General features: G+C 34.6%; 22 protein-coding genes. 1 reads left to right on the top strand and 21 read right to left on the bottom strand.

The genetic code is table 11. The annotated features are described in order from the left end of the window. Window positions 1-14: 14 nt before the first annotated feature. From atpD to ACYSNW_RS17010, 16 genes are all read right to left on the bottom strand, one after another. On the bottom strand, window positions 15-1,421 hold the full coding sequence (atpD, locus tag ACYSNW_RS16935; RefSeq protein ID WP_461746512.1) for a F0F1 ATP synthase subunit beta: 1,407 nt from the start codon (window positions 1,419-1,421) through the stop codon (window positions 15-17). 225 nt (window positions 1,422-1,646) lie between these two features. Then, window positions 1,647-2,555, bottom strand: a complete 909-nt coding sequence (locus tag ACYSNW_RS16940) for a F0F1 ATP synthase subunit gamma (RefSeq protein WP_461746513.1) — start codon at window positions 2,553-2,555, stop codon at window positions 1,647-1,649. A gap of 14 nt (window positions 2,556-2,569) precedes the next feature. Further along, window positions 2,570-4,120 carry a F0F1 ATP synthase subunit alpha gene (gene atpA / locus ACYSNW_RS16945; protein ID WP_461746514.1) on the bottom strand — a complete coding sequence of 517 codons (1,551 nt, stop codon included), beginning with the start codon at window positions 4,118-4,120 and terminating at the stop codon, window positions 2,570-2,572. Between the two features lie 27 nt (window positions 4,121-4,147). Continuing rightward, a complete protein-coding gene (gene atpH, locus ACYSNW_RS16950; protein ID WP_461746516.1) occupies window positions 4,148-4,690 on the bottom strand; it encodes an ATP synthase F1 subunit delta in 543 nt (180 codons plus the stop codon). Further along, window positions 4,677-5,204 carry a F0F1 ATP synthase subunit B gene (gene atpF, locus ACYSNW_RS16955; protein WP_461746517.1) on the bottom strand — a complete coding sequence of 176 codons (528 nt, stop codon included), beginning with the start codon at window positions 5,202-5,204 and terminating at the stop codon, window positions 4,677-4,679. Before atpF ends, atpH begins: the two co-directional genes overlap by 14 nt. A gap of 225 nt (window positions 5,205-5,429) precedes the next feature. Beyond that, the gene (gene atpE / locus ACYSNW_RS16960) at window positions 5,430-5,651 is read right to left on the bottom strand and encodes a F0F1 ATP synthase subunit C (protein ID WP_461746519.1); all 222 of its coding nucleotides are present in this window, start codon (window positions 5,649-5,651) and stop codon (window positions 5,430-5,432) included. Between the two features lie 37 nt (window positions 5,652-5,688). After that, a complete protein-coding gene (gene atpB, locus ACYSNW_RS16965; protein ID WP_461746520.1) occupies window positions 5,689-6,405 on the bottom strand; it encodes a F0F1 ATP synthase subunit A in 717 nt (238 codons plus the stop codon). Window positions 6,406-6,795: 390 nt separating this feature from the next. After that, window positions 6,796-7,260 (bottom strand): SsrA-binding protein SmpB, encoded by a 465-nt coding sequence (smpB, locus tag ACYSNW_RS16970; RefSeq protein ID WP_461746522.1) that lies wholly within the window; start codon window positions 7,258-7,260, stop codon window positions 6,796-6,798. Window positions 7,261-7,281: 21 nt separating this feature from the next. Next, window positions 7,282-9,633, bottom strand: a complete 2,352-nt coding sequence (rnr, locus tag ACYSNW_RS16975) for a ribonuclease R (protein ID WP_461746524.1) — start codon at window positions 9,631-9,633, stop codon at window positions 7,282-7,284. After that, window positions 9,633-10,406 (bottom strand): alpha/beta hydrolase, encoded by a 774-nt coding sequence (locus ACYSNW_RS16980; RefSeq protein ID WP_461746526.1) that lies wholly within the window; start codon window positions 10,404-10,406, stop codon window positions 9,633-9,635. Before ACYSNW_RS16980 ends, rnr begins: the two co-directional genes overlap by 1 nt. Before the next feature lie 223 nt (window positions 10,407-10,629). After that, window positions 10,630-10,866, bottom strand: a complete 237-nt coding sequence (secG, locus tag ACYSNW_RS16985; protein WP_461746528.1) for a preprotein translocase subunit SecG — start codon at window positions 10,864-10,866, stop codon at window positions 10,630-10,632. Window positions 10,867-11,047: 181 nt separating this feature from the next. Beyond that, window positions 11,048-13,516, bottom strand: a complete 2,469-nt coding sequence (locus tag ACYSNW_RS16990) for a cation-translocating P-type ATPase (protein ID WP_461746529.1) — start codon at window positions 13,514-13,516, stop codon at window positions 11,048-11,050. Between the two features lie 218 nt (window positions 13,517-13,734). Continuing rightward, window positions 13,735-14,562, bottom strand: a complete 828-nt coding sequence (nadE, locus tag ACYSNW_RS16995) for an ammonia-dependent NAD(+) synthetase (RefSeq protein WP_461746531.1) — start codon at window positions 14,560-14,562, stop codon at window positions 13,735-13,737. 14 nt (window positions 14,563-14,576) lie between these two features. Next, entirely contained in the window at window positions 14,577-16,049 is a 1,473-nt protein-coding gene (locus ACYSNW_RS17000) for a nicotinate phosphoribosyltransferase (protein WP_461746533.1), read from the bottom strand. Window positions 16,050-16,133: 84 nt separating this feature from the next. Next, on the bottom strand, window positions 16,134-16,541 hold the full coding sequence (locus ACYSNW_RS17005; RefSeq protein WP_461746548.1) for a GtrA family protein: 408 nt from the start codon (window positions 16,539-16,541) through the stop codon (window positions 16,134-16,136). Window positions 16,542-16,788: 247 nt separating this feature from the next. Further along, window positions 16,789-17,145 (bottom strand): DUF1827 family protein, encoded by a 357-nt coding sequence (locus ACYSNW_RS17010; RefSeq protein ID WP_461746535.1) that lies wholly within the window; start codon window positions 17,143-17,145, stop codon window positions 16,789-16,791. 218 nt (window positions 17,146-17,363) lie between these two features. Between ACYSNW_RS17010 and ACYSNW_RS17015 the strand changes: the two genes are divergently transcribed. After that, entirely contained in the window at window positions 17,364-18,122 is a 759-nt protein-coding gene (locus ACYSNW_RS17015; RefSeq protein ID WP_461746537.1) for a MerR family transcriptional regulator, read from the top strand. 54 nt (window positions 18,123-18,176) lie between these two features. Here the strand turns inward: ACYSNW_RS17015 and ACYSNW_RS17020 are convergent, their stop codons facing one another. The 5 genes from ACYSNW_RS17020 to ACYSNW_RS17040 form a co-directional block, all read right to left on the bottom strand. Continuing rightward, entirely contained in the window at window positions 18,177-18,812 is a 636-nt protein-coding gene (locus ACYSNW_RS17020) for a hypothetical protein (RefSeq protein ID WP_461746539.1), read from the bottom strand. A 109-nt stretch (window positions 18,813-18,921) separates the two neighbouring features. After that, window positions 18,922-19,773, bottom strand: a complete 852-nt coding sequence (locus tag ACYSNW_RS17025; protein WP_461746541.1) for an HAD-IIB family hydrolase — start codon at window positions 19,771-19,773, stop codon at window positions 18,922-18,924. A 95-nt stretch (window positions 19,774-19,868) separates the two neighbouring features. Beyond that, complete coding sequence (locus ACYSNW_RS17030; protein WP_461746542.1) at window positions 19,869-20,396, bottom strand: GNAT family N-acetyltransferase; 528 nt, start codon at window positions 20,394-20,396, stop codon at window positions 19,869-19,871. 812 nt (window positions 20,397-21,208) lie between these two features. Continuing rightward, a complete protein-coding gene (locus ACYSNW_RS17035) occupies window positions 21,209-22,213 on the bottom strand; it encodes a linear amide C-N hydrolase (protein WP_461746544.1) in 1,005 nt (334 codons plus the stop codon). Between the two features lie 114 nt (window positions 22,214-22,327). Then, a partial coding sequence (locus tag ACYSNW_RS17040) for a DUF308 domain-containing protein (RefSeq protein ID WP_461746545.1) occupies window positions 22,328-22,911 on the bottom strand: 584 nt, incomplete at its 5' end.

Below are 22,911 nucleotides of genomic sequence, written 5' to 3' on the forward strand. Positions count from 1 at the left end.
TTATTTTCTCCCCTCTAATAGTTCAATGTTTTTGCTTTTTCAATCGCATCTTCAATTTTTCCGACACTACGGAATGCTTCTTCTGGTAATTCATCATGTTTACCATCAAGAATTTCTCTAAAGCCTCTAACTGTTTCGGCTACAGGAACATAAGAACCAGGTTGTCCGGTAAATTGTTCTGCTACATTGAAGTTTTGTGATAAGAAAAATTGGATACGACGAGCGCGGCCCACTAAAACTTTTTCTTGATCAGATAATTCATCCATCCCTAAGATAGCGATAATATCTTGTAATTCGCGATAGCGTTGTAAAACATGTTGTACTTCTGTTGCGACTTCATAGTGTTCTTCCCCTACGATTTCAGGTGCTAACGCACTTGAAGAAGAAGCTAACGGATCAACTGCTGGGTAAATTCCTTGCTCGGTCAAACGACGTTCCAAGTTGGTTGTAGCATCCAAATGGGCAAATGCTGTTGCTGGCGCTGGGTCAGTATAGTCATCGGCTGGAACGTAAATTGCTTGAATCGAAGTGATTGAACCTTTTTTCGTTGAAGTAATCCGTTCTTGTAATTGTCCCATTTCAGTTGCAAGCGTTGGTTGATACCCAACGGCTGAAGGCATACGACCTAGTAAAGCCGATACTTCTGAACCCGCTTGAGTGAAACGGAAAATATTATCAATAAACAGTAAAACATCTTGCCCTTCAACGTCACGGAAATACTCAGCGATAGTTAATCCAGTTAAGGCAACACGCATACGAGCACCAGGCGGTTCGTTCATTTGACCAAACACCATGGCAGTTTTTTCAATAACGCCAGAATCCTTCATTTCGTAATAAAGGTCATTTCCTTCACGAGTTCGTTCCCCAACACCTGTAAACACAGAAATCCCACCATGTTCTTGAGCAATATTGTGGATCAATTCTTGGATCAAAACGGTTTTTCCAACACCGGCACCACCGAATAGACCAACTTTCCCACCTTTTAAATAAGGGGCTAATAAATCAATAACTTTAATTCCTGTTTCCAAGATTTCGTTACTTGTACTTAATTCATCAAACGCAGGGGCCTTTTTGTGGATACCACTACGTTCAGCATCTTCTGGAAAAGGTTGCTCTAAATCAATCGTATCACCTAAAACATTAAATACGCGACCTAAGGTTTCTTTACCTACAGGAACTGAAATTGGTTTTCCTGTGTCAATGACTTCCATACCACGTTGTAAGCCATCCGTTGATTCCATTGCAATTGATCTGATTACGCCGTCTCCAAGTTCTAAAGCAACTTCAAGGACAACTTTTTGTTTGCTTTCATCGTTTTTATATACGACTAAAGCGTTGTTTATATCTGGTAAAGATTGATCTAATGAAAATTCCACGTCAACAACAGGACCAATTACTTCAACAATCTTTCCTGAACTCATCTTTTTTCCTCCGTTCATAGTAAGAGGTCATAAAAAAATCGCTCTGGTTTATGCAGTTGGAATCAAAATAGAATAAATAATCTTCTATTTTAGGTAAAACTGCCGAAAAGTCTGATTCTTTTATACCATTAAAAATTAGTCAAAACATTTTTTGTTTAAACTTGTTTGCTTATGTGAAACCAGCTACAGGTTTTCTATAAAATAATTTAGCTTCTTATTTGAATTTTATTCAAGAGCAGCTGCTCCAGCAACGATTTCAGTGATTTCCTGCGTAATTGCGCCTTGACGGGCACGGTTATACGAAATCGTCAAATCACTGATAATATTGCGTGCATTATCTGTCGCAGTTTTCATCGCTGTCATTCCTGCTGCATGTTCAGCTGTCTTAGCATCAATAATAGCGCCATAAATCAAGCTTTCAGCATACTGAGGTAATAATTGATCTAAAATTGCTTCTTCAGAAGGCTCTAAAATATATTCTTGTTCATAAGTCGCTGCTTCTTCAGGATCTAAATCCGATATTGGCAACATTTTCTCAACACGAAACTGACTAGTTAATGAATTGATATGGTGGTTGTAACAAACATATAATTCATCAAAAACTTCGTTCTCATACATTGTTGTTGCTGCCGAAACAATTTTTCTCACTTCATCAAAGCTAGGTTGATCCGTTAACCCACGTAATTCATAGGCAACATTAACCCCACGAGCTTTGAAAAAATCGGCTCCAACTCCACCAATAGTAATCAAAACAAATTCTTCATTTGATTCATGATCATCATTAAACATCGTCATAGTTTGTTTTAAAATTGAGCTATTATAGCCTCCTACTAAACCTTTATCTGAAGTAATAACAATATATCCTGTCTTTTTTACAGGTCTGGAAGCTAACATTGCATGATAATCTCCAGACTCTGAATCAAATGAATCGGCTTGTTCAAGATCCGTCAGTTGAGCCGCTACAAGATGAGTAACGATCGAACGAATTTTGGCCGCATATTCTTGAAAGTTTTTAGAGGCCGCTTCTGACTTCGTTAATTTAGAAGCAGAAACCATTTGCATCGCATTTGTAATTTGACTTGTCTTTTTTGTAGACGTAATGCGTTGTTTTATTTCATTTAATGAAGCTCCCAATTCTGTTCACCTCTCTACGCATTTTGAATAAATGGCTTAATTGCTGCATCACCATTTGAATTTGATGCATTGAAAATGTCTTTGAATTCTTTGATTGCTGCATCTAGTTCTTCTTCTTTTGGTAAATCTTTCGTTGTACGGATTGTTTCAAAGATTTCAGGGTGCTTGCCATCTAGATAATCAAATAAATCTGATTCAAATTCTAATATTTTTGCTACGCTGATACTATCTAAGAAACCATGAGTCAATGCATATAAAATAACGACTTGTTTTTCAACAGCTAGCGGCGCATGTAATTTTTGTTTTAGAATTTCAACTGTTCTACGACCACGATTCAATTTCGCTTGTGTTGCTGCATCTAAATCAGAACCAAATTGCGTAAAGGCTTCTAATTCACGATAACTTGCTAAATCTAAACGTAATGTTCCAGCAACTCGCTTCATCGCTTTGATTTGAGCTGAACCACCTACCCGAGAAACAGAAAGTCCTGCATCCACGGCTGGTCGTGTTCCCGCATAGAACAAATCACTTTCTAAGAAAATTTGTCCGTCGGTAATAGAGATTACGTTTGTTGGAATATAGGCTGAAATATCCCCTGCTTGCGTTTCAACGAATGGTAAAGCCGTCATTGAACCACCGCCCAAATCGTCACTTAACTTAGCCGCACGCTCTAATAAACGTGAATGTAAGTAAAAGACATCTCCTGGGTATGCTTCACGACCTGGAGGACGACGTAATAGTAATGAAAGTTCACGATAAGCTACCGCTTGTTTTGATAAATCATCAAAGATAATCAAAACATGTTTGCCATTATACATGAATTCTTCACCCATCGCAGTTCCAGCATAAGGTGCAATATATAACAACGGTGCAGGTTGAGACGCTCCTGCTGTCACGACGATTGTGTAATCCATCGCACCAAACTGTTTAAGTGTTTCCACTTGAGTTCTTACCGTTGATTCTTTTTGACCAATCGCAACATAAATACAAATCACATCTTGACCTTTTTGATTAATAATCGTATCAATCGCAATCGAAGTTTTACCTGTTTTTCGGTCACCAATGACTAATTCACGTTGTCCGCGACCAATCGGAACCAAGGCATCAATCGCTTTTAGACCTGTTTGCATCGGTTCATTAACCGATTTACGCTGCATAACGCCTGGAGCTGCTGCTTCAACTGGACGTTTCTTATCAGATTTAATTTCTCCGAGTCCATCGATTGCTTGTCCAAGTGGGTTCACAACACGACCGATTAAAGCTTCTCCAACAGGAACTTCCATGATTTTTCCAGTCCGTTTTACTTTATCTCCCTCACGAATCGTTTCAAAATCGCCTAGGATAATAATACCAACATCATTCATTTCTAAGTTTTGCGCCATTCCATAAGAACCATTTGAAAATTCTAATAATTCGCCACTCATGGCATTTTCTAGTCCATGTGCCCGCGCAATTCCATCTCCAACATAAGTCACTGTCCCAACTTCTTCAACAGCAAGTTCGTGTTGATAATTTTCTATTTGTTCTTTGATCAAGGCACTGATTTCTTCTGCTTTGATAGCCATTCAATTCACCTCTTAATTATGCTAGCATTAGTTTGATAGTAACTTCCGAATACTTTCTAATTGTCTATCAATACTACCGTCAATAACTTTATTATTCGCTTCAATAACTACTCCACCAACAATTTTTGGATCAATCAAGTTAATCAGATTTGCTTTTTCAAATCCAAATAAACGAGCGGTCTGTTCTTCAATTTTTTGGTGTTGATTTTTTGTTAGTGGTACAGCAGTGATCACAGTCCCCAGTACCAATTGTTGATAATCATCATATCGACGTTCATATTCATCAATCATCAATAGCAAATCATTCATACGACTATAAGAATAAACGACAAGTAAAAAATTCTTCGTAATTCCTTCAAAACCGCTGACCAATTTATCCATGATTTCATCTTTTTCGTAGGGTTCAAGGCGAACATCACTTAAAATATCACCTAAACCTGGAACTTCATGATAAATTTCTCTAAGCGCCAATAAGTCTTGATAAATGCTATCCGCTTGCTCCATTTTTATCGCCAATTCAAACAAAGCTTTGCCGTAGCGTTTTCCTACTGTATATTTATCTAATTTCATTGGCTTTACCTAAGTCATCAATATATGAATTGATTAATGTTTCATGAGTATCTGCACTCAATTCACTACTTAGAATTTTTTCTGCAATTTTTAAAGATAAAGTAGCCACTTCATCTTTTACAGAAGCAAGGGCTTCATCATGTTCCTGAGAAATATCTTGACGCGCTTTCTCTCTTAGGCGTGATACTTCTTCATTGGTTTCAATCAAAGCTTTTTGACGATTTTGTTCCCCGCTCTCTTTTGCAGTTTTAATTATATCTGCCGCTTCTGATTTTGAAGAAAGTAGCTTTTGTTGACGCTCCTTTTCTAATTTAGCAGCAGAAATTCTAGATTGCTCTGCAGAATCCAAATCGTTGGCGATTGTTTCTTCACGTTTTTGTAAAATATCTGTAATAGCTTCCCAAGCAAACTTCTTGATAAGAAGCATCAAGATCAAAAAGGCGCCACTAACAACGATAATCGTGCCTAATGTTGTGCTTTGTTCCGCTTCACCGAGAACTAAATAATTAAGCATGAAGCTTCAACTTCCTTTCCTACATCCTTCGTGTTATACGCTATAAGAGTGTAGCATTTCTTTAAATACAAGTAACGATCAATCAGCTTTTTGCCTTTTCACTAGCATAAAACCGATTCTAATCTAAGGTTAAATTCATTTCATAAATGCCAATTAGTGTCTTTCCGCAAAGAACAGAAAGCAGTGACGCTTGTTCAATGAATCATCGCCCTGCCTTCTATGTCTTTATTTAAATACTAATAACAAGGCAATAACTACTCCTAAAATAGGCACCGCTTCAATCAAGGCAACTCCGATAAACATTGTTGTTCTTAATTGACCAGCCATTTCAGGTTGTCTTGTCATTGATTCGATTGTTTTTGAAATAACTTTCCCATTACCATAAGCTGCTCCGACAGCTGCTCCAAAGATTGCAATTGCTGCTGCGATATAATTTAATCCGTCCATTTTTGTTTCCTCCTAAAGATATTGTATGTTTTTTATTTTATTCTTCAACTTCAATTTTATGTGCCATGTACACCATTGATAATGTTACAAAAATGAAGGCTTGAATAGATCCAATAAATAGTGAAAATGCTAACCAAATCATTTCTAATGGAATCGCTATAGGAATCGCCCACAACCCTGTTGCAGAAACGATACTAGCAATTAAACCTAAAAGAACTTCCCCTGCAAAAATATTCCCGTAAAGACGTAAGCCCAATGTAAGTAAATTAGTAAATTCTTCCATTAACTTAATTGGTAATAAAAAGCCTACTGGTTTCAAAAAGCTATTGACAAAATAGCCTTTTAAGCCAAAACGACGAACACTAAATAAATGGGTTAATAAAATCATGATAAAAGCGAGTGTCAGCGTAACAATTGGATCGGCTGTTGGACTTTTCCAATAAGAATAGTCACCAATAACGATTTTAGTTACCAGCCCAATGATATTTGCCACTAGGACAAATAGAAACATCGTGAAAGAAAGTAGGTGAAAATTTGACAATTCTTTACTTGGTAGATTATCGGTAATGATTTTCCTGACAAAATCGATAACCCACTCAATCACATTTTGCTTCCCTTTGGGTTTCATTTGTAAATTTCTAGTACAGAAATATACAAGGGCGAAAACAATCACACAACTTAACAAAACCATCAAGCAAATTGTTTTATCAAACCAAATTGGACCGATATTAAAGCGTGCTGTTTTCTCTTCCAAATCTTTTCACCTCTTTTCGAGCAATATCCCGAAGCTTTAAAGGCTTCATTTTCCTGACCATCCGTATCATACCACCACAGTTGAAAAAATTCAAAAAATTTTCACTCTTTTAAGACATTTTTTCAAGTTTGACCAAAAAAGACAAAAACAGCAGTTATTTAGTTAACTATTTATAGTAAACAATCAATCGATACAGACTACATGAAACATGCAGGAAATCACTAAAAACTAATCAAAGTTTTCAGTTTCCTATACACTCTAACAAATTTTCAACGTAATATAAAGCAAAGTTATGAAATATGCGAAAAAGAATAAAATTGCTACTTTATAGAAAAAAACTTTAGTTCTTTTTCGTATATAAATTATAAACAGCAATACAAAAACAAAAGTTTAGCGAGAATTATTTTTCAACGTTCGACTAATTTGACGATCTACTTCTTTTCGTTTTAAATCTTCACGTTTATCATATTGTTTCTTTCCTTTGGCTAAACCAATCAATACTTTTGCATAACCATCTCGAATATAAACTTTTAATGGAATAATCGTTATTCCTGTATTTTTTGTTTCACCAATCAATTTAGCAATTTGTTTTTTGTGTAATAATAATTTTCTCGTCCGTAATGGATCGTGGTTGAAGATATTCCCTTGTTCGTAAGGACTGATATGAACATTATATAGGTATGCTTCGCCATTTCTTACACGAGCAAAACCGTCTTTCAAATTGATTCGACCATTGCGAATCGATTTGATCTCCGTTCCTTGCAAAACAATTCCTGCCTCCATAGTATCAACAACTGTGTAGTCGTGTCTAGCCTTACGATTCTGGGCAATTAATTTGCCTTCTCCTTTTGGCATCTACATTCCTCCTGCTTCTCTCTATTTTTTCTTTTTCCCTTTTTTCTTCTTAGCAACCTCTTTATAAAAAGGCTTTTTCCCTTTCTTTTTCACTTTTTTGCGTTCAAAGGTTTGCTTATCTTCTTTCTTGCGCGATTGTTTTTTTCTTTCGTGTTGGCGATTCGTCGCTTTTCGACGTGTATTTTTGGGTGTTTCTAAAGGTTGCACCGCTTCAGCTTCAAGCAATTCAAAATCGATTTCTCGCGTTTCTGGATCAGCTTTTTCCACTTTGATTCGAACTTTTTGTCCAATTTTCAAAGTCATACCCGTCCGTTCACCAACTAAAGCCATATGATTTTCAATAAAATGGAAATAATCTTGTTTCAAACTATTTACATGAATTAAACCTTCAATTGTGTTAGGTAATTCAATAAATAAACCAAACTTAGTAACTGAGCTAATGATCCCATCGTACTCTTCACCAATTTTATCAGCCATAAATTCAGCTTTTTTCATTGCATCAACTTCACGTTCAGCTTCAACAGCTCGTCGTTCCATTTTTGAACTATGATCTGCAATATCAGGAAGATGCATTGACCATTTTTCTCTCACCGCGTCTGAGTGATCCTCGCTATAATTTCGAATCAATCGGTGAACAATCAAATCAGGATAACGACGAATTGGAGAGGTGAAATGTGTATAAAACTCAGCAGCTAAACCATAATGCCCATAATTATCTTCAGAATAGCGAGCTTGTTGCATGCTACGTAACAACATGGTGTTAATCACTGGTTCTTCTGGTCGCTCATTCACTTGTTTCAAAACATTTTGTAAATCTTTTGGTGTGATATCCGTTTTAGTTCCTTTGACTAGAATACCAAATACTGCCGCAAAATCGAAGAAACGTTGCATTTTTTCTTCTTTTGGTTGCTCATGAATCCGATATAAAAAAGGAACGTTCAAATCATGAAAATGTTTCGCGACCGTTTCATTGGCTACTAACATAAAGGACTCAATCAAACGCTCACCCGTCCCTCTTGAACGAAGTAAAATTTCTTCTGGATGACCTTCAGCATCGACTAAAACTCTTGCTTCACGATCTTCAAATGAGATACCACCACGATGTTCTCTCATTGCTTCTAAAATATGATGTAGTTCTCCCATCTCTTTAAACATAGGAACTAAAGCTTGATATTTAGCAATCGTTTCATCATTTTCATCTTCTAGAATTTCATTAACAGCCGTATAGGTCATTCGTTCTGTGGTTTGAATCACACTTGGAAAAATTTCATGCTTTATCACTTGTCCATCAGTAGTAATCTCCATTTCACAACTCATAGTCAATCGAGGGACTTTTGGATTTAAAGAACAAATCCCATTAGAAAGTCTTTGCGGAATCATTGGAACAACTCGATCCGTTAGATAAACACTCGTTCCTCGTTCATAGGCTTCTAGATCAAGAGGATTTCCTTCTGTAACATAATAAGAAACATCTGCTATATGAACGCCTAAAAAATAATTTCCATTCGTCAATTTCTTTACAGTTACCGCATCATCTAAATCTTTTGCATCTTCACCATCAATTGTTACGATGACTTGATCTCTTAAATCTCTACGGCCTTCTATATCTGAAGCAGAAATAGCATCTGGTACTTGATCAGCCGCTTCGATTACCTCATCAGGAAAAGCAATTGGAATCCCATGCGCCACAATAATCGACATAATATCCATTCCAGGATCATTTTTATGACCCACTACTTTCTTAACCAATCCCTCTAAACTTTTTGGATATTCTCGTTCTGGGTAGTGAGTGATTTCTGTAATTACAATACTCCCGTCAACAGGCTTAATTCCTTCCGCCGCAATGTTAACGGTTAATGTATTGATTTTTTTATCTTTAGGTATCACATACCCGTATAAATCATACTCCGCAATTTCTTCTTCATTATAAGCAACAAATTCACCCACAATTTGATTAATTGCTCTTTTTTTGATTTCGACAACTTTCCCTTCAGCACCTCGGTCTGAAAAGGGGTCTGAAGTTTGAATAATATCTACTGAGACAGTATCTCCATTCATTGCAAAATTCGTATGTTCTTTTGGAATATAAATATCATCCTCTTCTGGATCAATCGTTACAAAACCAAAACCTCGTTCATTTCCTCTAAAAATTCCTTCTACTAAAATATCTTTTTGAGACAATCGAATTTTCCCTTTACGATTTAATTCAATTGTTTGTTCTCTTTCCATCGCAGCAATTGTTTGAACTAATGCTTTAAAATCATTGCTCTTTTGCAAGTTTAGTCCTTCTGCAATTTCTTCCATAGAGAAGCTTTGTTTCTTTTGACTTTCTATGAAAAATAGGATTTGCTCCTTAATTGTTTTTTTTGTCATTATTTCTCCTCATTCCAAGATAGCGAGTTTAAAAAATCCACTATGTCTTGTTCTAATTGTTTATGATCTGGACCGACCGTAATCACATGACCACTATTCGGATACCAGTTTAATGTAAATTGTGTTTGCTGAAGTTGTTCAGCTGTTTTAAAAACGCCTGTACTATCAATCATCTCGTCTTGCCCTGCTTGCGCTAGAAAAACAGGTTGTTTTACTTGAGATAATGAATCAGCCGTTTGCTGTGAAAAGGTCTCTATTTCATTTAATTGATCAAAAACAGCTTCTTTGATAAACACTAATCGTTCCGTTTTCTCTTCTTTAGGTGTCCCAGCAATCGTTAATACATTTTCTGCGTATAATAAAAAATTTTCAGGTACATGATTTTTAACTGGGAAGAGTGGCGAACAGAAACAGCCGCCGCCTACGATACCTGATAATTGTTCCGTTAAGGTTCTCATTGCAAAAATACCACCCATTGATAAACCTAAAACCGCAATTTGTTCATATCCCTTTTCATGTAAAAAATTAATACCTTCAATTGTATCTTGCCACCAAATAGTGGGTGACTTCGTTAAAATATCTTCTGGGGAAAGTGTTGCGTGTCCAGAAAAATTAGGTGAATAAACAGTAAATGATTCATTCTCTAGATAGCGACTTAACATGCGAACATCATTACTACTGCCAGAATACGCATGTAGAAGTAACACTGCACGGGAGCCATTTTCGGTAAACAATGGCTTTGGTAAATTTATTTTTCTTTCCACTCTACTCACCTCCTCCTCATTTTATCACATTTTAGATATAAAACCTTGTGAAAAGTCGCTTCCCTATTAAAAAGGATTGGTCAAAAAAATGAGCTTCTGCCAAAGTTAGAATCCTTTCCTTCTCGTTGATATTCCTTTTATTCTTTTAAAAGAAAAAGGACAAATTTTTTCAAATCTGAATTTTTTTCGATAAAAAAAGCCTCTCAAATTTTTATGAGAGACTTTTACTGTTTTATTTTGATGATAACAATACTAAAACAAATAACAAGGCCATCCAAACTGCTCCGATAATCGCTGTTGCTCTTTGCATAACAGCTTCAAAACCACGAGCTTTTTGTTTACCAAAAAGTTTATCAGCACCGCCGGTAAAAGCACTTGCTGCACTATTTTGTTTACTTGGCTGCATCATAACGACAATCACTAAAACGATTGACAAGATGATGACTAAAGTCAAAATAAAATTATACATAGCTTCTATTCTCCCTTACTCACAAAATACATCTATTACACTTTAGCATATTTTCTTACTAAATACTAGTCCAATTAGGCAAATCATTACTTTCCTATTATAAAGATAGTTAAAGGTTTGTTTTATCACTAAAAAGTGACCGGAAACAATGTAACGCTATCGTTTTCAGTCACTCACTTGTTTAGATAACTCGTTTCTTTTTCCTATTTTTTCGATTTGTTTTTAATTTATCTACTTCATAAATTAAACGAGTCATAAATAATGAAATATAATTAAAAATTGAGCGACTACCTAAAAGCAATGGTAGATAGAAAAAGATGTTTCTTGAAAATAGCGAAGTCAACATAAAGAAATCGCCAAAAATAAGGAAACAAACAAGAAAGGCAATCAATAAGACAGCAATCATTATTTTCTTTTTCAGATCAAGCGGACGTGCAGCTCTTAACAATACTTGGAAACCAACTGCCCCTGTTAGCAACACACACATTGTTGAAACATCATTTTGTGATAAGCTAAACCAAACACCAGCCAGCTGGAAAACTAAAATATTAAAGACAACCGTTAGTGCACCTGGAACTGAAATCCTTAAGATATTAGTCAAAAAATGTCCTTTAATTCGTTGATAATTAGGCTCCAACGCCAAAATAAATGAAGGAATTCCAACAGTCAAGGTATTAATCGGTGTTAACTGTAACGGTGCAAATGGATAAGGCAAGACTAAGAAAATAAATGTTACTGCTAAAATCGCAGAGTAAATTGTTTTAACCATATACATTGATGCAACTCGTTCAACATTATTAATGACACGACGACCTTCATTCAAAACTTGAATCATTGAACTAAAATCAGAATTCAACAAAACAACATCTGCCACCGCTCGGGCAGCATCACTTCCACTTGCCATAGCAACACTTACATCTGCTTCTCTTAACGACAAAATATCATTTACGCCATCACCAGTCATACAAGTCGTATGTCCATTTTCTTTCAAGGCTTGAATCAATTCTCTTTTTTGATACGGAGTCACACGGCCAAAAACGGTCGTTTCTTCTACTAATTTAGTAAAATCAGTATTCGCAGAAACTTGACTCATGTCCACAAAATTTTCTGCTCCATGAATGCCAGCTTGTTTGGCAATTTGAGATACGGTGATAGGATTATCACCCGAAATAACTTTCAAGGTAACATCTTGTTCAACAAAATAAGAAAATGTATCAACCGCATTTTCCCGAATTGTATCTGAAATAACAAAAATTCCTACTGTTTCAATTCTAGATGGTAAGGTGAAATTTTCAACACTTCCATAAAAATGAACCAAAATCAATACGCGGTTTCCTTGTTCTGTATAGGGTGTGATAACTTCTTTCAATTCTTTAGGAACTTTGGCATAGATAAACTCAGGTGCGCCAATGATAAATGATCCTTTTTCTTCAAAAGTCACTCCACTCCATTTTCTTTCAGATGAAAATGGAATCACTTGTTTTACTTTCCATTCATCTTTTAATAATGGAAACCGATCTCTAAGTACTTTAGCTGTAGCATTTTGATCTGATAATCCAGCCATTACAGCTCCCATCGCGCGTTCAAGTTCTCTGATAGGAAAACCGCCCTGAGGAATCAGCTCTTTAAACGTCATTGTCCCATCGGTGATTGTTCCCGTTTTATCTAAACAAATCGTATCCACACGAGCTAATGTCTCGATACAAGCTAAGCGTTGAATCAAGGTTTGTTTTCTAGCTAAATTCGCCGCTCCAACAGCAAAAGCCACGCTGGTCAACAGCATTAAGCCTTCTGGAATCATACTTACTAACGCACCCGAAACACCTAAAACACTTTGTTGAATGGAATGCGTTGATCGATATTGCGACCAAAACAACAGTAAACCGATTGGGATAATCGCAAAAGTTAAGCCTTTGATCAAAAGATTCAAAGAGTTCATCAATTCAGAGGTTGATTTCTTCTCAGATTTAGCTTCTTTAGACAGTTTAGAAACAAAGTTATCTTCACCAACTGCCGTAATTTTTACGAAAGCCAAACCAGCAGTGATAAAACTACCGCTCATAACTTCATCGTCGACCTTTTTGGTGATTTTATCTGATTCACCTGTTAGTAAAGATTCATCAACTTCCAAACCTTCAGAATAAATGACAATCCCATCAGAAGGAACTTGGTTCCCTAAAGATACAACCAAAACATCCCCTAAAACAATCTCTTCTTGAAAAATAGTTTCTAATTTTCCATCTCTTAAAACAGTGACTTCTGTCTTATTAACAATGGATAATTTGTCAATCGTCTTTTTTGCATGTATCTCTTGAAACACACCAATACAAGTATTAATGATAATAATCCAGAAAAACAGCGCGTTTTTTGGATACCCAGCTAAGAATACACAAACAGCTAAAAATAAGTTAATAAAATTAAATAAAGTTAAAGAGTTATCTAAAATAATCTGTTTCGTCGTTCTTGATAGATCCTCTACTTCTTTATTGTAATTCCCCTCATCATAACGAGTTTGAACTTGTTGCTTCGTCAAGCCTACCACATTAGGCGGTATTCGCGTCGTCAGATTATCCTCTGTCGGACCGGGCTCATTTACATCTGTATCAAAATTTCTTTTTTTGAATACGTTCTTTCTAAACCATTTTTTCATTTTTTTAATCTCTTTCTTATTGCTCTTTCTTATTAATTTTAGTTGATAATCGTCTTTTTTTCAGTTATTTGAAGATATTTTAGATATTCTTAAAGTATTATTGAATAGCTGTAAAAAAGCTAAAAAAGAAGTTTCCCACTTACAATAAAATGGAAGTATCGATTTTTTTAATTGATACCAACGTTAATAAAAAATTTTCCTTGAACACACCCAAACAATTATTTCCAAAAGTCATCAAAAATTGAAATTGGTAAATGTCTTTTGTGTTGAGTTTTATTGTACCAATTTTCTATCGTTGTTTCCGCTTCTTGAGAAATTTTTTTTCCTTCTAAATAGTCATCGATATCATTGTACGTAACACCTAAAGCCACTTCATCTGCTACCAATGGTTTATCATCTTCTAAATCCGCTGTAGGTATTTTTTCATAAATTGCTGGCGAGGCACCTAATTCTTTAAGCAATGCTTTACCTTGACGTTTATCTAAACGAAATAATGGTAAAATATCCGCACCGCCATCACCATACTTCGTAAAGAAACCAGTGATGTTTTCTGCTGCATGGTCTGTCCCTATTACCGCTCCAGCCTTTTCACCAGCAATCGCATATTGAACAATCATTCGTTGACGAGCTTTCATATTGCCTTTATTGAAATCACTAATTGGGATTTCAGCTTCAACCAATGAATTTTGGCAAGCATCAACCGCAGGTTTAATATTAACTCTAAGAGAAATATCAGGTTGGATAAAAGCTAAAGCCTGCATCGCATCTGCTTCATCTACTTGTTCACCATAAGGTAAGCGCACTGCAATAAATTGATAGGTTTCGTCTTTCGTTTCAGCCCGCATTTCTTCCATTGTCAATTGAGCTAAGCGTCCTGCTAAAGATGAGTCTTGACCCCCACTAATTCCTAAAACAAAGCTTTTTAAAAAAGGATTTTTATACAGATAACTCTTCATAAAATCAATACTTTTACGAATTTCTTCTTTTGGATCAATCGTAGGTTTTACCCCTAATTCTTCAATAATTGCTTTTTGCAGTGAGCTCATTTCAATTCCTCCGTTTAATTATTTTCACTTAATGCTTTGACATCTACACGAACTTTTTCTAACAAACGCATTTTATGATTCCAACACTCCGTTGACAAATCAACTGGATATTTTTGGGGATTTAAGTCACGTTTGTATTCTTCCCACAATGAATCCAAATTATTCTTTGCGTAGTGTTTTATTTCATCTAAACTAGGTAATTCATAAACTAACTCGCCATCTACAAAAATATCCTGCAAGACCGCTCGTGCATTGAAGTCACGAACTGTTTTATTAATAAAGGTGTGAACTGGATGGAACATATAAATCTCTTCTTGATTGCGTGGATCTTCATCCCATAATGTCACATAATCTCCTTCAGATTTCTCATCTGATTTACGAGTAATACGCCAAACTTGTTTTTTCCCAGGAGTGGTTACCTTTTCGGCATTACTAGATAATTTTATTGTATCCTTCATCGTGCCATCACTATCTTCTATAGAAACTAATTTGAACACCGCTCCTAAAGCTGGCTGATCATATGCCGTGATGAGTTTTGTTCCAACACCCCAAACATCGATTTTCGCTTTTTGCATTTTTAAACTTAGGATTGTATTTTCATCCAAATCATTTGAAGCATAGATTTGCGCCTCTGTATAGCCTGCTTCATCTAGTTGTTCCCTTACTCGTTTAGAAATGTAAGCCATATCCCCACTATCAAGACGAACGCCTAAGAAATTAATCTTATCACCCATTTCTTTGGCAACACGAATCGCACTTGGTACACCGGATTTTAATGTATCATACGTATCAACCAAGAAAACACAATCTTTGTGCGTTTGAGCGTAAGCAGAAAACGCATCATAATCATTTCCATACGCTTGTACGAGTGAATGTGCATGTGTTCCACTGACTGGAATCCCGAAAATTTTTCCTGCACGGACATTACTTGTTGCATCTGCTCCACCAATATAAGCTGCACGCGTTCCCCAAATTGCAGCATCCAATTCTTGGGCACGTCTAGTTCCAAATTCCATCAACGGATCATCACCAATCACTGATTTGATTCGCGCCGCTTTTGTTGCAATCAACGTTTGGAAGTTGACCATATTTAAAAGAGCTGTTTCGACTAACTGACATTGCGCCAATGGGCCCTCCACTTGAATTAGTGGTTCATTATTGAAAACTAAATCACCTTCTAAAGCAGATCGAACACTACAGGTAAATTTGAAGTCTTTTAAATAAGTTAGAAAATCTTCAGGATAATGCTCCACTTCTCTAAGGTAAGCAAGGTCAGATTCTGAGAATGTAAGGTTTGATAAATAATCGATTAATCGTTCTAAACCAGCAAAAATCGCATAGCCATGATTGAACGGCATTTCACGAAAATAACATTCAAAAACTGCGTGTAAATCAGCTCTACCAAGTTTCCAATACGTTTGCATCATATTAATTTGATACAAATCAGTATGCAGCGTTAAGCTATCATCCTTATAAATTTCTTTCATTTTACTAACTCCTATTCTTTATTAAAAAATCTTAAGTTATATTATAACAAAAAGGGACATTTTCACCTAAGCAGAATGCCTAGATCACGCTTCTTTTTTGAAAATAAAAAACTTACTGAAAAAATAATTTAACACAACGACCACAACTTGAGTTATCATTTTAGCCCAAAAATCACTGGTATGAATATATTCGATTAAAACAATCATCATTGCCATATCAATAATAAAAGACAAAATACGATACCAGTAAAACAAAATCATTTCTTTGAAAAAGCCAGCTCTATCCTCATGTTTACTCTCAAAAACAAAATACTTATTCGTTACAAAAGCGAATAGTACAGATATAAACCAGCCAATTGCATTACTCACTCGATAATCTATCTGTAATGCATTATTACAGATAAAGAATACACCCATATTTACTAATGTAGTCGCGACACCAAAAAATAGATATCCTAGCACTTCTCTATGCTTTTGAATCATTTCTTTCACTAATCTCATCCTTTCACTCTTTCTATTTTATCAAAAGCATGAAAAAAATCTACCGCTTTTCACTGTTTCGACTTGATATGATAGTAAAAAAAGATCGAAACAAGACGAATGAGTCGTTTTGTCTCGATTTTTAACACAATTCTCTTTGAAAAAAAGCTCAAAAAAGGAGGGAATATAAGGACAATGCAAAACTTTTCGTCCCTATCTTTTTCGGCGATTCCCTAGACATCAGATTTTTCAAGTAAGTTCAGTCAGTAGATTGTTCTTTTTGAATCAAAAGAATATCTTTTCTAGGTTCATTCAAGGTCACACCATTGACCTGCATTTCATGCTTTAAATCAAGATAAATTTTGACCTCATCTCTTGTTGCATGTAATAGTTTTTTAATTGCAAAATCAATTTCTTGCTTTTTAATTTTTCGTTTCTTTCCTATCATAATCACGTTTACTTTATCAAAAGTATCTACATAAATGATACTGACATGATCCAACGAATACAATTTATAATATTTGATTGCTTTTTTCCCAAAAACATAACTTGTAATATTCGGATAAAGGTTTTCTAAATTGATATTTGACGTAATCGGCGTTTCAACTAATTTCATATGGTCAACTCCTCTTTTTATTAGGAAATTTGAAAGTCGTCATTCATCCACGAAATTCAAATACCCTTTATCATATTTACTGATGTTTAGCTATCTTAATTTTACTCCCAAAACTTGATTTTTCACAGTGATTTAATAAAAAAATATGCTAAAATGAAAAAACACTTGACCTTAACGCAACGTAAAGGTTTATGCTATTTGTAACAGGAGGGATATAGATGGAATATACAATTAAAAAAATCGCTACTTTATCAGGAGTCAGCACGCGAACACTTAGATATTACGATGAACTCGACTTGCTAAAACCCGCTCGTATTAATTCAGCAGGTTATCGAATTTATGGGACAGAGGAAATTGACCGATTGCAACAAATTCTTTTTTATCGTTCCTTAGATATGAAATTAGAAGATATAAAAAAGATTACTACTGATTCAGACTTTGATTTTCAAAAAGCGTTACTTTCCCATCACCAACAACTAGTTGAGCGACGTGAGCAAATTAACCATCTGATCCAGACTGTTGAAAAAACATTAAGTTATCAAAAAGGAGAAACGATTATGACAAACAAAGAAAAATTTGAAGGCTTTAAAAAGGCGGCTTTGGAGAAAAACGAAACCTTATATGGAAAAGAAATTAGAGAAAAATATGGCGAAAAAGAAGTTGAAGCGTCTAATAAGAAATGGGCAAACTTGACCGAAACTCAATTTAAAGCGATGGAAGCCACTGAAAAAGATCTTTTTGAATCATTGGCAATCGTTATTGAATCACAAGATATAACTTCTGTTGAAGCACAACGAGCTTTTAAAAAACATAAAGAATGGTTGGAATTCGCTGGCGCAACTTATTCTTCTGAATATCATGCTTGTCTTGGTGAGATGTACAGCGCAGATGAACGATTTGCTGAATACTATAATTCTCGCGTTGGTATAGGTGCAGCTCAAACGCTAAGTGCGATCATCAAAGAATACACAAAATAGTAAAACGTCTAGAGAATGAACTTAATCATTTTCTAGACGTTTTTTTATCTCTTCTCAACCAAAATAAAACAGTAAAAATAAAATAATAAGTATTACTAAAGAATATAAAAAAGACTTTACTCTTCTTCTGGTTCGTTTAGCAAGAAAATTGGTATTTTTGACTAACTCTTTTTTATAATTCTCTGAATACGAAATCCGAGTAATATCGTAATAAAAAAAATAAAGCGGTTTTTTCAGCGTTTCTTTATCTATATCATTTGAAAAACCAACTAAAAGCGTATATTGCGGAATTTTTGAAGGAAAGTTCCTCGTATTTTTCTTATTTAATTTCACAAGAGAATCATTTACTGAAAAATAATAAGCCTGATCATCTTCTTGAATAGTCATTTTTTCCATATCACTAAATGCTACTGGTAATTTTTCTGTTGTTTGTTCAAAAAAATGATGAAATGTTTCTGCACTCATCAATCGTAGCAAATAGACTAAACTTGCTATCTCAACTAACAATAAAAGACCTGCTAAAAGTCTGCCAAATGACGTATACGAGGCAATCGCCGTAATTGTAGCTAGAATGATTACGACCAAAACTATAAAGTATTTCTGATAGTATTTCGCATATAATTGTTTGATTCCAGACTGATAATACGCTAAATCATTTAAAATCAGCTGCCTTGTTTCTTTTTTATCCATAAAGATTCCTCCTAGAATTATGAAATCTCAGTTATTGATTATTAATGAAGTATAGCATAAAATACTTTTCTATTTCCGTTTCTTGATTTCAATTTACTAGGGTAAAAATTCAATCGATAAGCTCTGCAAAAATAAATTGTCCAACACTACCTGTTTCACAAGCACCAATAATTTTTTGACATTGCTCTTTCACTATTTGTTTGGCATTATCCACTGCTATTGGAACATTCACAACTTCTAGCATTGCTAGATCATTTTCTCCATCACCAATCCCATAACTAGTCGCTCCAGGAAATCTTTGCATAAACTCTTTGACCGCTTCCCCTTTACTACTTAATGGATCCGCAATTTCTAAACATTGAACAAACGATGAAAAAATATATGTCGTTTCACTTTTCAATAACTCTCTCAATTCCAAATGAACCGTATCATCTGCTTCCATTAGCTCAATTTTCATCACTTTGACTTCTGGATGCTCTCTAAGATAAGCTATAGGTTCTTCCACATGCTGACATTCTTCTGCAAAAAAAGTTTCTTTGAAATCCATAATTTGTTTCCCTGTTTCACCCATTGGGAGTAATTTTTCTCGAAGAGCCAGAATATTCGCTTGATAATTCTTTATTGGTTTCAACAAAATTCCTTGATTTGTATGTAAATGATAAAAAAGATTGCGTGCTTCCAAAATAGCTAAAGTTTTCTCACAAGTTTCTATTGACAAACAATGATTATAGCTAACGGGCTGGCCAACTCGTTTAAACCCTCCGCCATTACTAAATATGACGTCACATTCTGTTTCTAACCCTTCCATTAACTCACTTAATTGTTCATATCCTCTACCTGTAATGAAAACAAAATGATCCCCTTGCCTCTGTAGCGCATGAACTGCATCAAAATTAATTTGCGGAACTGGTTCCCCCATTTCCTGAAAAGTTCCATCAATATCACAAAATACTACGTTCATTTATTTACGCTCCTTTTTTCGTTTCTTCTATCATAAGTATAGCATAATGAGAACAATTAAATCTTTGCCTTAATTTCGATGCTTTATATAGTAAATTATAATGAAATCCAATACCTTTGAATAACTTCTTGTCCGTTCTCATCAAATAATTCATTTTCTAAGATACCGCCATTGAACTGAATGACTTTTGCAGAAGCAGGATTACTTTTATCACAGGTCAGTAAAACTTTTTCTAAAGGAAGAGTTTGACAATAGTTCAACGCTTGAGCCAATATTTCTTTTGCGTATCCCTGATTCCTCTCACTTTTGCGAACACTATAGCCAATATGCCCTCCAATTCGAAACAAATAATCATTTAATGTATGACGAATATCCACCATTCCGATTAACTTATTATCAGACTCACGAACAGCAAGAAATTCAGTGGCCACAACTAAACCATCTGCCACTGTTTCTTCATGATGATTCTTTTCAATAAATCTTAACCATTTATTAACATCAGAAAATTCAGCTAAAAATGACGTTCCATCCATACTATCTTGATGAGCTAAAAATTCTTCACGATAGGAAATAATTTGATCCTCATAATTTAACGATGGTTCTACTAATTTAATTTTTCGCATAAATACTCTCCTTTTCTATATGAAGTGACTGTCCAACTCATCGCTTATTAGCTAGATCTTCACTATTTTATTGTTTCTCACTATCATACCGTAGTAGTACCTTTGTGACTACCTCTTTTTATCAGATAAAAAAGAAATTATATTGCTCAATCGTCAAATTACCAAATGACTTTTAAGCTATATAATTTCTCATGATTAACTTTTTTAAAAACATTTTGGAGGTTCATTTTTTTGTGATTTTAGGCTTATTCCCGAGAAAATTACTTTTGTTTCCTCTACGACGAATCCCAATTAAATTCTGTATCTATTTATTGCTATAGTCTTCAGACGCATCGTAATTAATAATCAAGTTTTCTCTATTTTTTTAATTACTTGTTTAGACCAATTAAATGATACTTTCTTTGTCTGTTTAAGCGATCCTTATCCTTCATCATTCAACTCCACATAAAGAACCTTGTAACGTTTACTCATTTTACCTGTTGAAGCAAAAACCAAATCAATAAATCGTTATAATCTATGACCTATTATGTTAATATCCTCTACTAAAGTACATTCAATTACTTAAATTTGATTTTTTTAAGTAAAAAAATGCATGTATTAATTGTTATATGACTAAAAAACTAAAACGAAAAGAAATTAAGTACGATGAATCATATTACTTTTCATGATGCATCGTACCAATAAACAGTTTATCAGAACCATTCATTTTTATAAGTATTATATCACTAATATAACGTTCAAAGTTCAAACGTAAGTTTATTCTAAGGAGTTTTCTTAACTCTAATTCTATTACTATTATAAACTAATTATTTTTAAATATTTATTTGAATTTCATCATACGAAATTTCTGTTGCACTACAATCTAATTGTTTCTTCGTAAAAGCTAATCCTTTTCCTGTTTGAACATATAGCGTTCTCTCTTTTAAATCATAACCAGACCAATATCTTGTGAAATCAGAAACTTCTGGATTTTTTTTGTTACGTTCTAACCCCTGAGGGATAATAACAGATCTAAAAACAGAATACAATGCATTAATTCCTTGTTCTTTCTCAAATGAATTTAACGCATTGGATAAGCAGAAAGCTCGAACTAATCTTGATGGTGAAGTATAATCACCTGGTAATCCAAACATTCCATAACCAGTTCCACCTTCAATCGGGCTTATTACCATTCCATTCTTCAATGTTTTATCTTCCTTCATATTGATATTACTCATCCCAATGTAATTTCTGATATTTACTTCGTGATAATCATATCTTGGGCTATTAGTCATAACATTCATATAATTAAACGTAACAAAACTTCCGTCTTCTAAAGTTTCTAATACGATTCCATCTCCTGATTCATCAATAAAAGAGAAATGTACCGGAAAATGAAAACTTGCTCCTCCATAATTATATGGTTGATTTAGCAAAGCAAACTGATCAATATTTGCTCTAATTTCCTCTACAGATTTAAATGTTGTTAAAATGAAGGTTACAAATTCTTCTGCAATTAAAGGTTTTTTTTGTTTACTTGTTATTTCATCTTGTTCTCCCCATCCACACTCTTTTAATACTTGTAAATCGCCAGTTAAACCATGTTCATTGATACCATCAAATAGGACCGATGATCCCTTCATTCCCACACCTAAAACGGCATAATTACTTTTCCAATTTTTCAATTGGCTACTTATTTCAGTATTCGCAGGTAAATTAGTTAACATACATGGAAGGTAAAAACCTGATTCATCTGGAAACATTGGCATATCCAGATCCATTGTTCTTCCCCAAAACAATTCGCCACTTTTTGATTTGATTTTTATATTTGTACACATGATATACACGTCCTTTAATTTTTTTTTGTTTTAGATTGTTGTTTTTGTTGATAAGCTTAGTATATAGAGTATTTACTTCTATAAATTTTGAATTCTGTCGAAAAAAGCGACACTTTATTTTTCTAAGGTATGCAAATTATGTTTGTTAATTACGCCGCCAATTAATTTAATAAAGCCGAACATTAAGAAATAATAACTGATTAAGGCTGGAACACTAATGATTGTTGTTTCATTGGCAATCAATAAAATCAAGCCGATTAATCCACCAAGCAGATCCACAACCAAAGAAACATAGTAGTAAGGCATGGAAATTCTTTTTGCTAAATCTAACAGGAAAAACGAAATCACTGCGTCACTGATAAACCAGATGCCGAATAACATTGCTAACGAGGGGAGATCCAATGAGATATCAACCACTAAAATCAAACCGACAATCAGGTCAACAACGCCTAAAAGAATCGCTGATGTTTGTTTATGATGGGTACGTTGCGCAATTCTGTCTCGATTCATAATATTGAAGAAACCTTTAATCAATGCGAAGACACCAATTAATTGGACGGCTTCCACAATATTTTCTTCTGTATACCTCATCGCTAAAACAGCCATGAGGAGATACAGAATTCCTGTTAAAACTTGTAGAAAACGATAGGATTTAAAAAATTTTGTTGTGTTATTCATCTTTTTTACCTTCTTTCGCA

This window comes from Enterococcus sp. LJL99 (genome assembly GCF_054871725.1).

Coding starts and splice junctions, on each gene's coding strand:
- ACYSNW_RS17010 (WP_461746535.1), bottom strand. CDS start 17,145: ATGAAATTAGTTGAAACGCCGATTACGTCAAATATCAATTTAGAAAAC.
- rnr (WP_461746524.1), bottom strand. CDS start 9,633: ATGACAAAAAAAACAATTAAGGAGCAAATCCTATTTTTCATAGAAAGT.
- ACYSNW_RS16990 (WP_461746529.1), bottom strand. CDS start 13,516: ATGAAAAAATGGTTTAGAAAGAACGTATTCAAAAAAAGAAATTTTGAT.
- ACYSNW_RS17030 (WP_461746542.1), bottom strand. CDS start 20,396: ATGCGAAAAATTAAATTAGTAGAACCATCGTTAAATTATGAGGATCAA.
- atpF (WP_461746517.1), bottom strand. CDS start 5,204: ATGCTTAATTATTTAGTTCTCGGTGAAGCGGAACAAAGCACAACATTA.
- atpA (WP_461746514.1), bottom strand. CDS start 4,120: ATGGCTATCAAAGCAGAAGAAATCAGTGCCTTGATCAAAGAACAAATA.
- ACYSNW_RS17025 (WP_461746541.1), bottom strand. CDS start 19,773: ATGAACGTAGTATTTTGTGATATTGATGGAACTTTTCAGGAAATGGGG.
- smpB (WP_461746522.1), bottom strand. CDS start 7,260: ATGCCAAAAGGAGAAGGCAAATTAATTGCCCAGAATCGTAAGGCTAGA.
- ACYSNW_RS17015 (WP_461746537.1), top strand. CDS start 17,364: ATGGAATATACAATTAAAAAAATCGCTACTTTATCAGGAGTCAGCACG.
- atpE (WP_461746519.1), bottom strand. CDS start 5,651: ATGGACGGATTAAATTATATCGCAGCAGCAATTGCAATCTTTGGAGCA.
- secG (WP_461746528.1), bottom strand. CDS start 10,866: ATGTATAATTTTATTTTGACTTTAGTCATCATCTTGTCAATCGTTTTA.
- atpH (WP_461746516.1), bottom strand. CDS start 4,690: ATGAAATTAGATAAATATACAGTAGGAAAACGCTACGGCAAAGCTTTG.
- ACYSNW_RS17035 (WP_461746544.1), bottom strand. CDS start 22,213: ATGTGTACAAATATAAAAATCAAATCAAAAAGTGGCGAATTGTTTTGG.
- ACYSNW_RS17000 (WP_461746533.1), bottom strand. CDS start 16,049: ATGAAAGAAATTTATAAGGATGATAGCTTAACGCTGCATACTGATTTG.
- nadE (WP_461746531.1), bottom strand. CDS start 14,562: ATGAGCTCACTGCAAAAAGCAATTATTGAAGAATTAGGGGTAAAACCT.
- atpD (WP_461746512.1), bottom strand. CDS start 1,421: ATGAGTTCAGGAAAGATTGTTGAAGTAATTGGTCCTGTTGTTGACGTG.
- ACYSNW_RS17020 (WP_461746539.1), bottom strand. CDS start 18,812: ATGGATAAAAAAGAAACAAGGCAGCTGATTTTAAATGATTTAGCGTAT.